10 protein-coding genes are annotated in these 13,578 nt (G+C 73.2%); 4 read left to right on the top strand and 6 right to left on the bottom strand.

The genetic code is table 11. From position 1 onward, the window contains the following. Positions 1 to 5: 5 nt before the first annotated feature. Positions 6 to 503, bottom strand: coding sequence for a heme-binding beta-barrel domain-containing protein (locus tag TBIS_RS02360; RefSeq protein WP_013130732.1), 498 nt, complete (start codon positions 501 to 503; stop codon positions 6 to 8). 390 nt (positions 504 to 893) lie between these two features. Between TBIS_RS02360 and TBIS_RS02355 the strand changes: the two genes are divergently transcribed. Beyond that, positions 894 to 1,256, top strand: a complete 363-nt coding sequence (locus TBIS_RS02355; RefSeq protein ID WP_013130731.1) for a DsrE family protein — start codon at positions 894 to 896, stop codon at positions 1,254 to 1,256. 373 nt (positions 1,257 to 1,629) lie between these two features. On the opposite strand, the gene TBIS_RS02350 is transcribed toward TBIS_RS02355, so the two are convergent. From TBIS_RS02350 to TBIS_RS02335, 4 genes are all read right to left on the bottom strand, one after another. Then, on the bottom strand, positions 1,630 to 2,337 hold the full coding sequence (locus TBIS_RS02350) for a type 1 glutamine amidotransferase (RefSeq protein WP_013130730.1): 708 nt from the start codon (positions 2,335 to 2,337) through the stop codon (positions 1,630 to 1,632). Next, a complete protein-coding gene (locus TBIS_RS02345; RefSeq protein WP_013130729.1) occupies positions 2,327 to 3,601 on the bottom strand; it encodes a Mur ligase family protein in 1,275 nt (424 codons plus the stop codon). Before TBIS_RS02345 ends, TBIS_RS02350 begins: the two co-directional genes overlap by 11 nt. 32 nt (positions 3,602 to 3,633) lie before the next feature. After that, positions 3,634 to 6,723 (bottom strand): ATP-binding protein, encoded by a 3,090-nt coding sequence (locus TBIS_RS02340; protein ID WP_242384300.1) that lies wholly within the window; start codon positions 6,721 to 6,723, stop codon positions 3,634 to 3,636. 111 nt (positions 6,724 to 6,834) lie between these two features. Next, entirely contained in the window at positions 6,835 to 8,751 is a 1,917-nt protein-coding gene (locus TBIS_RS02335) for a hypothetical protein (protein ID WP_013130727.1), read from the bottom strand. Positions 8,752 to 8,895: 144 nt separating this feature from the next. Here TBIS_RS02335 and TBIS_RS02330 point away from each other — a divergent pair, with 144 nt between their 5' ends. The 3 genes from TBIS_RS02330 to TBIS_RS02320 are packed head-to-tail and all read left to right on the top strand — an operon-like array spanning position 8,896 to position 11,917. After that, a complete protein-coding gene (locus TBIS_RS02330; protein WP_013130726.1) occupies positions 8,896 to 9,555 on the top strand; it encodes a hypothetical protein in 660 nt (219 codons plus the stop codon). Next, the gene (locus TBIS_RS02325) at positions 9,552 to 10,229 is read left to right on the top strand and encodes a DUF4352 domain-containing protein (RefSeq protein WP_013130725.1); all 678 of its coding nucleotides are present in this window, start codon (positions 9,552 to 9,554) and stop codon (positions 10,227 to 10,229) included. The genes TBIS_RS02330 and TBIS_RS02325 overlap by 4 nt, the downstream gene beginning before the upstream one ends. Beyond that, on the top strand, positions 10,229 to 11,917 hold the full coding sequence (locus TBIS_RS02320) for a hypothetical protein (protein WP_013130724.1): 1,689 nt from the start codon (positions 10,229 to 10,231) through the stop codon (positions 11,915 to 11,917). Before TBIS_RS02325 ends, TBIS_RS02320 begins: the two co-directional genes overlap by 1 nt. Here the strand turns inward: TBIS_RS02320 and TBIS_RS02315 are convergent. After that, a complete protein-coding gene (locus tag TBIS_RS02315; protein ID WP_148231435.1) occupies positions 11,856 to 13,211 on the bottom strand; it encodes a hypothetical protein in 1,356 nt (451 codons plus the stop codon). The two genes, TBIS_RS02320 and TBIS_RS02315, sit on opposite strands and share 62 nt — an antisense overlap. Positions 13,212 to 13,578: the final 367 nt, after the last annotated feature.

Raw genomic sequence — 13,578 nt, 5'->3', positions numbered from 1 at the left:
CGGGGTCACTCGCCGGGGACGAAGTCCGCCACCTTCTTCAGCTCGGCCGAGGCGTGCGCCTGGAGCGACTGGCCCATCGCCGCCATGTCGAAGGCGTACATGAGGTTGCCGTTGACCAGGCCGTAGAGCCGGCGCCCGGCGTTGTACTCCTTCGCGGTCACGGTACGGGCGACCACGTCGGTGTGCAGCTCGATCTTGTGGAAGACGACCTCGCCGACGTAGATCTCCACGATGCCCGTCGGGTGGCTGAGACAGACCTCGACCTGCCGGTCGGGCAGCATCCGCCAGAAGCCGGACTCCATGGCCAGCGGGCGCACCCGGTTGCCGTCCCTGTCGAGCAGCCAGGTGCGGCTCTGGTAGGTCAGGAACGGTTTCCCGTTGTGCCCGAACACCACCTCCTGGCCGAAGTTCGCGCTCTCGATCGTGGGATAACCGATCACACCCGCGCCTTCCCAGCGGCCGAGGAGGAATGCGATCGGTTCGAGCTCGGGGTGAACGTCCATGCACCCGAGCCTAGAGGCCCGGACGGGTGCCCGCGGCATGGCTACGGGCCGTACGGCCGACCCGGCGACGCGGCGCATGCCCTCGCCGCCGGCGCGGGCGCGATCGGCACGTCACCGCCGCCGGCGCGGACGCCCCGCGGCTGCGGTACGGCCGGCGGGCGCCGGCATCCCGCCCGCCCCACCGGCATCCCGCCCGGCCCACGGGCATGAGCACCGGCAAAGGTGGCCTGGATGCCGCGGATCGGTGGCCGCACGCCATCGGCCGCCCCCGTCCGGCGTTCACAGATGCCCGGCGTCCACCGATGCCATGCGTCCACCGATCCGGGAGCCGATCCGGCGGACACGGCGGCCGCTCCACCGAGGGCGGCGGGGCCGGACTAGGCTGCGAGCATGGCACGCTCTCTTGTGATCAAGGTGACGGCGGGCATGGACGCGCCCGAGCGGTGCAACCAGGCCTTCACCGTGGCGGCGGCCGCGGTGGCGAGCGGTGTCCCGGTCTCGCTCTGGCTCACCGGCGAGTCCGCCTGGTTCGCGCTCCCCGGCCGGGCGAAGGAGTTCCGCCTGCCGGAGGCGACCCCGCTGGAGGACCTGCTCGATGCGGTGCTCACCGGTGGCAAGGTCACCCTGTGCACCCAGTGCGCCGCCCGCCGCGGGATCACCGTGGACGACGTGATCGAGGGGATCCGGATCGCGGGCGCGCCCACGTTCGTCGAAGAGGTGCTCGCCGAGGGGGCGCAGGCCCTCGTCTACTGAGGCGGCCGTGCCGGCACCGGCCCGGTCGCCCATTCACGGCCGCGCACTTGGGCTCCCGGGTACGCCCCGGCACCGCGGCGGAGGGACCACGCGCGGGACCGCACCGGCCTGCTCGCGCTGCTCCGTGACGGCCACGCGCTGAGCTCCCGGGTACGCCCGGTGGCGCCATGGAGAGACCACGGGTGAGGCCGCGCCGGCCTGCCCACGCCTCCCCGCGCGCCCTCGGCCCGGAGGGGCATCTCCGGCGCGCCTCCGCCGCCGGCAAGGACCGGGAGCGGGGCCGCGGCGCGGCCGCCTCAGCCGGTCCGCGCCACGGCGCGGCGGCGCTCCCCGGCGGCGCCGTACCGAAGGCCCACCGGGCCGCGGCGTTCCGTCACTTGGAGAGCACGGCGGCGAGCCGCTCCTGGCGCAGCCGCTCGTACCACGTGTCGTCCATGGGCGGGAGCGCCCCCACGACCCAGCTCAGCAGCAGGTCGGCCAGGGCGGGGTTGCGGGCGAGCGCCGGGCCGTGCATGTAGGTGCCGACCACCCGCCCCGCGTAGCACCCCTCGGTGCCGTCGCCGTTGCCGACCCCGGCGACCGTGCGGGCGAGCGGCCGCACCCCGGGGCCGAGCGTGGTCACCCCCATGTGGTTCTCGAACCCGGTGAGCGTGGGCAGGCCGAGCGCGGGGTCGGGCTCGGCGGCGAGCTCGCCCACGGCCCGCCGCTGGCCGCGGCCGGAGCTGATGTCGAGCAGGCCGACGCCCTCCACCGGCTGGCCCTCGTCCCCGGCGTACACCCGGCCGATGAGCTGGTAACCCGCGCAGACCGCGAACACCACCGCGCCGTTGGCGACCGCGGCGTGCAGGCCGCCGTCCCGGCGCAGCCGCTCGGTGGCGAGGATCTGGGGCCGGTCCTCACCGCCTCCGATCAGGTAGATGTGCCCCTGCTGGGGGACCGGGTCGGAGGAGCGGACGTGGATCGTCCGGGCCGGGATCCCCCGGGCCCGCGCCCGGTGCTCGAGCACCAGAACGTTGCCCTGGTCGCCGTAGGTGCTGAGCAGGTCGGGATAGATCCAGACGAGGCACAGGTCAGACTGCACGGCCGAACTCCGCTCGGATCTGCTGGAACGCGGTGTAGTTGGCGATCACGTCGACCCGGCCGGCGGGCACGGCGGAGACCGCCTCACCGAACGAGTCGCACAGCTGGAACGGCACCCCGGCCACGTGGAGCCGGAGCGCCAGGTCGAGCCGGCGCTCGCCGGTGACGACCACGGGGCGGCCCTTGAGCACGCCGTAGTCGACGTCCCACAGCCAGGAGGTGTCGCGGCCGTCCGGCACCTGGGCGTTGACCGAGAGGATCACCGGAAGCGCGGGGTCGGTCACGTCGAATGCCTCGAGCCAGCCCGCGGGGTTCTTGGCGAGCAGCAGCCGCAGCACCCGGCCGTCCCGCTCGACCGTGGTGTACCGCCCGGCCACCGAGGTCACCGTGCGCAGCCGGGGCAGGGCCCGGGCGGGCTCCAGGCCGAAGGCGGCCGCGACCGCGAGGGCCATCGCCGCGTTCGACCGGTTCGCCTGGCCGGGAAGCTGCAGGTCCAGCCGCCAGCGCGTGCCCCGGGGGTCGATGACCTCCTCACCGTCGAGCACCCAGTTCGGCTCCGGGCGGTGGAAGGTGCACTCCCGGCAGGCCCACATGGCGCCGGCGGCCGACGAGACCCCGATCCCCTGGCCGATCGTCCCCGGCTCGGGGCGGTCGAGCGGGCCGCCGCACTCCGGGCAGCACCATGAGTCCTCCCGCCAGCGCTGCCCGGCCGCCACCCAGGTGACCCGGGCGGCGGTGCTGGCGGCCCAGGCCACCAGCGGGTCATCGCAGTTGGCGATCGCGTGGGCGGGCTTGCCGCTGAGCGCCCGGCGCCACTTCTGGGCCAGCAGCCAGATCTCGGCGGCCCGGTCCATCTGGTCGCGGCTGAGGTTCATCAGGCAGACGACCTGCGCCCCGGTGGTGTCGAGCACCTCGGGGAGGTACTTCTCGTCCACCTCGAGCACGCCGTACGGCGCGTTCTTGGCCGAGGCGAGGGCCGTCACGTGACCCGCCGGCATGTTCGCCCCGAAGGCGTTGGTCGCCACCTCGCCCAGCTCCTGCAGGGCCGCGGCGATCAAGCGGGTCGTCGTGGTCTTCCCGTTCGTCGCGCTGACCAGGGCGAGCTTGCGGTGCGCCGCCAGCTTGCGCAGCAGGTCCGGGTCGAGCATGAGCCCGATCCTGCCGCCGATCACCGAGCCGTCGCCGCGGCCGGTGGCCCGGGACAGGGTCGCGGCGGTACGGCCCAGCGCGGTGGCGAGCTGCGCCCGCAACGGAAGCTGACTCATGTCGAGATCCTATTGCGGCGATCCGCCCCCGCTCATCCCGCATCAGGGAAGGAAAGTTCCGTCGGCGCGTCACCGTCGAACGGGAGGACGAAGCGCCGCGGCCACGACAGGACCGTCTCCAGCCACGAGGCGCCCATCGTCTGCGCCACGAACCGGAGCCGCTCATGCGGCTCGACCCCGATCGCGACGATGGTGATGTCCCGCTGGATCCCCTCGTGCTCGTCGTCGCCGAGGATCACCCGCCAGGCGAGCGCCCGGTTGCGGTCGACCTCCATCGACAGCGGGTGGTGGCGGAGCGCCTTGGCCCGGTGGCCGAGCAGCTCGACCCGCGCCCCCACGGCCACGGCGCCCTCCCCCTTGCCCTCGGGCTGGACCGACCCGTTCACCCCGGGGTGCGGGTACGGCCGCCCGGCCGGGTCGGTGCCGAACAGCGGATACTCCATGGGCGGCGCCGGGTCGCGCAGGTCCGGGGCGGGCCGGCCGTACGGGAAGAGCCGCTCCACCTCGTGCAGCCAGCGCACCTGCGGGATCACCCACGACGGGCCCGGCCGGTCGCCCGGCCGCATGGGCGGCAGCTCGCCCTCCACGCTCTCCGGGTCGAGCAGCCCGGCCGCGACCTCCGCGGCCCGCTCGGTCAGCAGCGCCGGGTCGAACCAGGTGCGCAGCGACCAGGCGCGGCGGGAGACCGAGCGCTCGATCAGCGTGGCGAGCAGGCACTCCCGGCGCCGCGGCGGCAGCTCGGCCCAGATGTCGGCGAGCACCCGCGGCACCCCCGGCAGCGGCCGGTTCGTCACGAAGGCCAGGATCACCGTGTCGGTCCAGATCCGCAGCCACGCCCACTCGGGGGCGGCGGCGAGCAGGTCCGCCTCCCGCAGCTCGACCAGGGTGCACGCCTTCCCGGTACGGCACTCGCGCCCGCAGGCGGCCGACCGGCGGCCCCGGATCGGCGGCACCGGGCTGAGCATCGGCCGCTCCCGGTCCTCCCCCAGAGGGATCTTCACCCGAAGCGGGCGGTCCATGCCGTCGGCGAACACCGCCGCGTACCCGGGCCGCAGCGAGACGACCTGGCGGGACTGGTCCTCGCTCAGGTTCATCGCCGCCCCGACGAGCCGCCGGTCGTCCTCGGCCGGCAGCCGGTGCACGATCTTGAGCGCGGTGTTCTTCACCACGTCGGAGACGAGCTTGGTCGGGATCTGCTCGGCCACGATGATGCCCTCGCCGTACGCCCGGATCTCGGCGAGCATCCCGGCGAGCAGCTCGACCGCGTGGGTGGAGGCCCGGCCCGCGCCGCGGTTCCGCAGCAGCCGGTGCGCCTCCTCGATCACGATCACGTGCCGGAGGCCCCCGGCCAGCTCCTCCCGCGGCTCCTGCCGGGCGCGCATCCGCAGGTGCTCCACGATCCGGATGATCAGCGTGCCCATGAGGAACGCCTTGTCCTCGTCGTTGGCCACGTCCTCGATCGCGAGCACCACGTTCCGCTGGAGCAGCCCGCCGATGTCCGCGGGGTGGCCGCCCTCGAAGAACCGGCCGGCGCTCCCCACCCGCAGGCTGCGCAGCCGCAGGCTGATGAAGCCCTCGACGTCGGCCTGCACCTCGTTGCCGTAGCCGATCTCCTGGATCACCTCGAGGGCGTGCTGCTGGAGCTGCTCAAGCGTGGGCACGGCCGGCTGCACCGCCGCCCCGGGGATGCCGGCCCCGGTGACCACGTCCCAGCCGTTGGCCTCGTAGACCCGTTGCAGCGCCAGCGACATGATCTGCGGGAACGGCTCCTCGGCGTCGAACGCGGCCATGAAGAGCGCGCGGACCATGTCGATGTGCGCCTGCACCGGGTAGCCCGGCTCGGGCGCGAGCGGGTTGACGCTGATCGGCACGTTGTCGGGCGCCGACGGGTTGATCACGGTCAGCGGGGCGAGGTGCTCGATCCGGCCGGCCATCGCCGCGTACTCGGACTTGGCCGGCTCGATCGCGAGCCACGGGATCCCCGCCTCGGTGAGCTGCTCGAGCAGGTGCCGCACCGTCTGCGACTTGCCCGACCCGGTGGCGCCGGTCACGAACACGTGGCGGTTGATCGTGGAGAGCGGCACGCGGAACGTTCCCACCGGCCGGTCCTGGCCGTCCACGATCGTCCCGAGATCGATCACCTCGGAGCTGCCGTCGACCTCGGCCTCGCTCGTCACGTCGAAGAAGCCCGCGTCGAGCACCCGCACCCCGGGCACCTCCCGGTGCGGCAGCCCGGCGAGCGCGGCGAGCGCCCCGGCCGTGGCCGCGAACGGGGTGGCCGCCCCGTCGGTGGGGTCGCGCAGGTCGAGGGAGAGCGCCTCGGTGAAGGCGTACACCGGGCCGGCGCCCGGGCCGGAGTCCTTCCCGGCCAGGCCCGCCCCGGACAGGGCGGTGCGCAGCCGGTAGGGGTGGTGGCTCATCTCCACGGAGCCCACCAGCACCGGGGCGATCTGCCGCAGCTCCTCGGCGTTCGCCGCGCCGGCGAGCACGCGCACGTTCCACAGCCCGGCCTCGCGGAACGCGTCGAGCTCCTGCATGCGCCGCTCCGCCCGCTCCACGTCGAACCGCGACCGCTCGGAGGCGTCGCCGTACTGCCGGAGCACGTTGAGCTGGGTGCGCAGGTGGGCGATCTCCGCGTCGAGCAGGTCGGTCGGCTCGGCGATCACCAGCCAGGCGAACGGCCGGGACATGAGGGTGACCAGCGTCGACTCGAACAGCGTCGGCCGGCCGGACTCGGCGTCCGTCCCCGCCCGGCCCTGCAGCGGCGGCGCCTGCCGGCCCGGGCACGGCGTCCACACCAGGTCGGCCAGATCGGCGAGCCAGTCGTCGCCGATCTCCACGCCCCGCGCGCCGCCGGGGAAGAGCAGCGGCTGCGGGCCCGCGGGCGGCGGGTCGCCGGTCGTGGCGGCGCGCTTGGGCTGGCGGGGCGGCTCCAGCGGCCCCGCGTTCGTGATCAGCTCTAACGGCGCCCCCGCCCCTCGCGACAGCCAGCCGATGACGAACGGCCGGTTCCGCTGCGCCGCGGAGAGGACGGCGGGAAGCACGGTGACGAAGTCCCACTCCGCGGACGGGCTACGCGCGGGGGCGGTGATCGCCTGGATCCGGTACCACGGCCCGCTCAAGGGGAACGGATGCATGAGACCCCTCAGGTGACGACGAACTGGGGAGAGATTCCTTCACCGAACACGCCGACACAGCCCGGTTGACGATGCCGTTACCCAATGTGAACGGTGTCATGGTCGCTTCCGCCAGTCGAGCCGGGGCGGCGGTGGCCCCAGGTTGGGCGGCGGGGCGTCCGCGCCGGCGGGGGACGCCTCTTCCTCTCCACCGTCGGGCAGGGCCCGCAACACCTCATCGATGTCGCGGAGCGTGCTCTTGGGGAACGTCAGGATCGCCGGGTTGGCGTCGGCGAGCCGTACCCGGCGGCCTTCGGCCGTGGCGTGCGTGACGATGACCGAGGTGGTGGGGAGCTGCTGGAGCTGGTGCGGCTCCACCAGGAACTCGCGCGACAGGTGCGGCGCCCCGTGCGCGACCTCCGTGGCCCGCCGCCCCCACTCGGTCGACCGGGTGATGTCCTCCCGGAGATCGCCCTCGCTCCGCTCCCCGGCCGAGGCCTGCTGCGGACCGACGGTCGACGTGTACCGGCCGGCCATCCCGCCCGCGGACGCGCTGAGCCGCTCGGTGAGCCGGGCGAGCTCCAGGCGGTGCCCGGTGCCGATGTGCTCGCTCGCCACCCGGGCGTCCTCGGCGTTGCCGAGGCGCATGAAGGCGACGGCGGCGTGGCCGCGGCCCAGGCGCTCCCGCACGGTCGGGGTGAGGGTGCGGTAGGTGAACACCAGCCCGGTGCGCGACGTCTCGCAGGCGTCCATGAGCCGGTCGAGCACGTCGCCCCGGAGCTTGTCGGCCCCCGCGACGATGATCGTGTGGTCCCAGGGCCGCCGGTTCGCCGGCGACCTGCGGAGCAGGTGGGTCAGCGCGGTGGCCACGTAGGTGCCCAGGACCCGGTTCCCGAACACCCCCGCCTGCCGGTCCATGCTGATCACCCGCAGGCGGGCGGGGGGCAGGGGCACCGCCTCCGAGCCGAGCGGCTCCAGCTTCCGGAGCTGGGACTCCATGGCCCAGGCCCGCTCGATGACCACCCGGTCGGCCACCCCGCGGCCGAAGAGCGTGCCGATCCGCTCGAGCTGGGCCGCGGTGAGCAGGCCGCGCCGCATGTCATCGCGCGGGTCGCCCACCTGCGCGAGGGCCCGCAGCGCGGCGGTCACCTGGCTGATGGTCGCGTCCTCGCCGAGAACCTGGAGCACCCGCTCCAGAATCGCGTTGTCGAACCCGATGTCCCTCCCCGTCTCCTCGCTCACGCTCACCACGTGCGCGAGCACGTCGGCGAAGGCCTCCGGCCCCAGCCGCGCGCCCAGGTCGAGGCGCGGCAGGTCGGCCGGGAGCACCCAGACGAGCGGCTTGTCGCCGCCGCGCCTGGCGAGCTCGATGAGGTCCGTTGCGATCGCCCCCTCGGAGAGGTCGAGGACGGTCAGATCGCCCCCGCTGTGGAGCCGGGTGGCGCCGACCAAGGTGATCAGGGCGGACCATCCGGCGAGGGTGCCGCCGGCCACGTCGATCCGGTCGATGTCGTCGGGCACGGTAACCGCATACCAGGTCACCTGCTCCTCGTACCGGCGTTTCCGCTCAGCCCACTCCCGGTATTTCGCCGCGTGCTCCTCCTCGGCGGCGAGGAGCTCCCGCTTCCGGCGCTCCCGCTCGCGCTGGAGCCGCTCCCGGCGCTCCTCGATCCGCGCGTCCACGGTGCGCCTGCCCTTGTAGATCGCGTAACTGCAGATGAGCGCGACACCGCCGGCCGCGGCGAGGCCGAGCAGGACGAGGGGCCACATCAGCACCCCGGTGACGCCGAGGAGGAGGATGAGGGCGGCGATCATCGCCGCCGAGGTGCGCAGCAGCCGGACCGGACGGTTGAACAGATCCTCCTGAAACCGCTGGCGGCGTAACCACTCGTCGTCGAGCGGCTCTTCGGGGATCTCTTCCCTGGGAGGACGCTTGGGCGGCGGTCCGGGATCCGGATATAACTGCGCATACTGCCAGCCCAGGTATATCCGATCAGCCTGAAGCTGGGCATGATCAGGGTGCGGGTCGCCCACGAGCCCTCCATGTCCGCCTCGATCCCAGCCTAGGATCTCCACGCCTCACCGGTGTGGGCTTCTCGCCATTCAGACGTATTTCTCCCATGGCCGTGCCATAGATCCGGCAAGTGCCGCAAGGGCGTCGTACTACCATCCCTTGGCATGACCTCATCCCGCGGAGGCAAGCGCCGCCGACGCCCGATCCTCATCCCGGCAGCCATCGCGATCGCCGCTGCCGGCCTGGGCGTCACCGCGCTGCTCGGCGGCCTGCAGGAGGCGCCGGAGAAGCCGCCTCCCGAGGTCGCCCCCGGGAAGATCATCGATCAGGGCCGGTTCAGCACGCAGTTCATCAAGGCGATCGACACCACGGAACAGGACCGGTACGGCACGCCCAAGCGCAGCCTGCAGCTCGTGCTCAAGGTCAAGAACGTGAGCAACGAGACCGCACCGGTCGGCGGCATCCCCAAGCCCGATGCCAAGCCGTCCATGGGGTTCGGGGAGTTCGCCAGCTCACTGCTCAGGATCGCCCCGGAGATCAAGTCCGAGTACGGCCCGAGCGTCTACGTGCTCAGCTACGGCGTCCAGAGCCGGCAGCTCCACCCGGGCATCACGACGACGGTGGTGGTGAAGTACGACCTCAAGCCCACCGACCCCGCCCCTTCCGAGATCACCATCGACGTCGGCAGCTTCGTGTACGAGGAGATCGGCCTCCGCGACAAGACGCGGCAATGGCGGCTCGCCGGTGAGTTGGACGACGAGGAGTTCACGCCCACCGTGGCGGCGCGCATCACCCTTCCGGTACGGCAGGAGCAGGGGCAATGACGGTCACGCAGCCGCAGCTCCCGAGCGTGGAGGGACCGGCCGCGGAGGCCCGGCCCGCCAAGGCGGGCGCCGGCCGGAGGATCGCCCGCGGGCTCATCGGCCTCGCCCTCGCCGCGGCCGCGGTCTACGCGCAGACCTTCGAGCCGTCGTACGAGGAGCAGCTCTCCAACCTGACCGTCCACGGGCGGATCGGCGAGGTGGTGCACACCTCGCGGTACAGCGTCAAGGTGAACTGGATCAAGGCCGCGCTCTCCGTCGACACGAAGAACTTCGGCGTCGGCGACACGATCCAGGTCCGGACCAGCAACCTGTTCCTGGTGGTGAACATCTCCGCCCGGGGCGTGCGCGAACCGTTCCGGCTCTCGCAGGGCAGCCCTCCGGTCCTGCGCACCAGGGATGACCGCGTCTACTGGCCGACGGACAAGGTCGACAGCAGCCTCACCCTGTTCAGCAAGTGGATCCAGCCGGGGCTCTGGTCGAGCGGGGTGCTCGTCTACGAGGTGCCGAAGGACGCCGTCCCGGGGGCGCGGCTGGTCTTCGCCCCGCCCGCCGGCCTCCTCGTCGTGGACCTGTACCAGCCGGAGACGGAGATCGATCTCGGGCTCACCGGCGGCGCCGCCGCTCGGCTGATCGACGAGGCAGAGGAGTACCACACACTGGTGAACAAGAAGTGATGAGCCAGCCGCCGAGGAACGGGACACCGAGCGGGAACACGCCGGAGGGGCAGGAGTGGTACGTCCTCCCGCCGGACCGGCCGTCCGACGCCGATCCGTCCGCCGGGACCTCCGGCGCTTTCGGCATGCCCGCCCAGCCGCCGGGCGGCGGGGCGCCGGCGCACGGGCCGTACCCCCAGGGCGGGCCGGCCGACCTGCCGTATGGGCCGCACCCCGGCGGGCACCGTGGCGACCTCGGCTACCACTTCCCCGTGCAGCCGCACGGCCCCCGGCCCGGCGAGGGTCCGCACTCCGCGCCCGCTTCTCCGCCCCCGGCGGCGCAGCCCGGCCCGTCCCTGGCGGCGCAGCCGGGCGAAGGCGGGTTCCCCGCCCCGTCGCCGTCGCACGGGCAGCGGCCCGGGGAGGGCGGGTACCCCACCCCTGCGCCGTCGCACGGGCAGCAGCCCGGAGAGGGCGGGTATTCCACTCCTGCGCCGTCCTCTGGGACCCAACCGGCGGACATCACCTACGGCGCCGCCCCGCCCCCGCAGGGATCACACCCCGGCGGTGAGCCGCAGCCCGGCGACATCACCTACGGCGCCGCGCTCCCGCCGCAGCCCGGCGACCCCGCCTACGAGCCCGCGCCGCCCGTCCCGGGCGCCCAGCCGGGCGAGGGCGCTCATGGCACGCCACCCCCGCCGGACATCACGTACAGCGCCGCTCTCCCGCCGCAGGGCGGGCGGCCCGGCGGGGAACCACGACCGGACGACGTCACCTACGGCGCTCCCCTGCCCGCTCAAGGGCCGCAACCCGGCGGCGAGCCCCAGCCCGGTGACATCACCTACAGCGGACCGCTGCCGTCCCAAGGATCGCCCGACATCACCTACAGCGGGCGCCTGCCCGCCCAGGAGCCGAGACCGGCCTCCAGCCGGGTCCGCCCGCCGCAGGACAAGCGGGTCTGGCCGCCCGAGGACGACGAGGACCGGTCCACCCAGCCCTTCCCCGCGCTGCGCGGCACCCGGACCCTGCCACCGCAGCCGCCGCAGCAGGCCGAGGGGCCGGGGCGGCCGGAGCCGCCGGCCACGGCGGAGAGCGGCGCCGCCGCCCAGGAGGGCGCGGCCCCCGGCACCGGAAAGGGCACGTCGCGGGCCCGCCGGACCATCCTGCTCGGCGGCGCGGCCGTGCTCTCCGTCGCGCTCGCCGTCGGCGTGCCCGGCTGGTTCCACTACAGCGTGTACCGGTACGGGCGCCCGGCCGACCACGTGCACATCGTGCCGAAGGGCGAGTCCATGGTCTGGCAGCACGTGGAGTGGCGGGCCACCCTGTTCGAGATCCCGCCGCCGGACAGCTCACCGGGCTCGACCGATCGCAAGTGGCTGAAGGCGGTCATCACCCGGACCGCGCTCGACCAGGAGGGCGCCATCCGCCACGGCACCCCGGAGGTCATGCTGACCGACCGGGCCGGCCGTACCTGGCGCATGGAGGAGCTCAGCAACGAAACCCCGCCGTCGACCGAGCAGAACCGGATCGGCGTGACCTACCGGATGGAGTTCATCGGCGTGGCCCCGCCTGAGGTCGCCGACGAGGTCGAGCTGCTGGTACGGCCGAGCACCTACCGGGACGTGCCCGGTCAGTCGACGGAAGACTTCATGAAGGCAGCGGCGAAGTCTCAGGAGAGGAACGATCACGTGCTGCGCTTCCGGCGCTGACCTGCGCGCGGGCGAGCCGGTCCCGGGTGGCCGCGAGATCGAAGGTCGCGGCGATCAGGCACATGCTCAGCGTCGTGACGATCAGCTCCGACACGAACTCGATGGGCACGCTGGTGAAGATCCAGAAGTACGGCTCGCCGGTGTCCAGCAGGTACCGGCCGGCGCGCTCGAGGTAGATGCCGCCGATGTGCAGGCCCACGTAGCACAGGGCGAACATGCCGAACAGCGGGGCGCCGCCGCGCATGGTGAGCCGGAGTGAATGGAGCAGCGGGATCCAGCGGCTCGTCCACCCCTCGGTCAGCCTGTCGAGCGCCCGCCGGGTCAGGGCGTGGGTGCGGCGCTCCAGGGGCGCCGCGGCGCGCTCCAGCGGCGTCCCCCGGATCGTGGTGCGGGTGTCCTCCGCGTACGCGCCGTAGACCAGGATGCCGACCGTCAGCCAGGTGAGCGGGAGGACGAGCGCGTCGACCACGTACGGCCAGACCTCCCCGATGAAGTCGGTGACCGACTTCCACCCGGGGATGCTCTCCCTGGCCTTCTCCATCCACTCCTGCCAGGCCACGATGACCACCCGGCTGCCGACCCAGTCGGACCGGGCGCCCAAGACCGTGGTCACCGCGTTCAGCCCGTACAGCACGAAAGCGAGCTCCCCGCAGGTGGCGATCACCCCGGAGAACCGCCCGCGGCCGGCCTCGTGACGGCGGGCGAAGAGGGTCTTCACCACCCAGGCCACGGCCATGGTCACCGCGGAGACAATGAGGTCGAGGCCGATGAGCCCGCGCATCACGGTGCTCTCTTCGCCCGCGAACGCGTCGATGAAGATCCGGTCGGGCTGCCGGAGCAGGTCGATGTTCATGAAGTCGCGCGCGTCCTCGGCGAGGAACCCCCAGGTCAGGTAGATCCCGCAGAACACGAGCGCGGTCCGGTTGAGGGCGTTGAGCAGGCTCTCGTGCGCCTCACCCGCCGCGCGGCGGGCCTGGGTCTCCATCAGGGCGCCGCGGAGGATGTAGAGCATGCCGATGGTCGTGACGAGCGAGGCCATCACGACCAGGGTGAACAGGAACATCACGACGACCAGCCGAGCCTGGTACCACTCGCCGTGCGAGATGGTCGCCGCGAGGAGCAGGAGCCCCCACCGGATGACACGGCCGAGGGAAAACCAGATGATCAGCGGTAAGGCACAGGCTCCGGCGATGCGCAGCGCGTGGAGCGGTAACGCGTACGGCGAGAGCAGCCACGCCGGTCTCCGGCGCACGGCGGGCTGGTCGGCGACGGCATGCGCGGATGTTCCGGACACCTGCCGCATACTATCGGGCGCCTCTGCCCGGCTGCGACCGCTTCCGGCGACCCGCCGATGATCCCCGCTCCGCACCGGTCGCGGTGGTCGACGGCCCGGCCGCGCATGACGATTTCCCTGGTCACCGAGGCGAAGACACGCTCGTCAAGCTGCACGACGGGCGAGCGCGTGACCGCGGTCCGGAATGACCGTGGCATGGTCACGGAGCCTGCCGTACCGCCGGGACGCACGTGCCCTCGGACCGGATCAGACCGCTGAGAAAACGCGCGTCCCATGGAACGCGCAGAACTCCACCCGGTCCGCGAGGAGCGGCTGAGACGGCCACCGGGGATGCCGTCCCGGCCGAACCGGCAGCGGCCGAACCGGC

It is taken from the genome of Thermobispora bispora DSM 43833 (genome assembly GCF_000092645.1).
In the GTDB taxonomy this organism is placed as follows: Bacteria; Actinomycetota; Actinomycetes; order Streptosporangiales; family Streptosporangiaceae; genus Thermobispora; species Thermobispora bispora.
This window is presented reverse-complemented; position numbering and strand designations above follow the sequence as displayed.

What these genes read in the sequence shown, in the direction of transcription:
- TBIS_RS02360 (WP_013130732.1), bottom strand. Translation starts at nt 503, where the DNA reads ATGGACGTTCACCCCGAGCTCGAACCGATCGCATTCCTCCTCGGCCGC.
- TBIS_RS02355 (WP_013130731.1), top strand. Translation starts at nt 894, where the DNA reads ATGGCACGCTCTCTTGTGATCAAGGTGACGGCGGGCATGGACGCGCCC.
- TBIS_RS02345 (WP_013130729.1), bottom strand. Translation starts at nt 3,601, where the DNA reads ATGAGTCAGCTTCCGTTGCGGGCGCAGCTCGCCACCGCGCTGGGCCGT.
- TBIS_RS02330 (WP_013130726.1), top strand. Translation starts at nt 8,896, where the DNA reads ATGACCTCATCCCGCGGAGGCAAGCGCCGCCGACGCCCGATCCTCATC.
- TBIS_RS02325 (WP_013130725.1), top strand. Translation starts at nt 9,552, where the DNA reads ATGACGGTCACGCAGCCGCAGCTCCCGAGCGTGGAGGGACCGGCCGCG.
- TBIS_RS02320 (WP_013130724.1), top strand. Translation starts at nt 10,229, where the DNA reads ATGAGCCAGCCGCCGAGGAACGGGACACCGAGCGGGAACACGCCGGAG.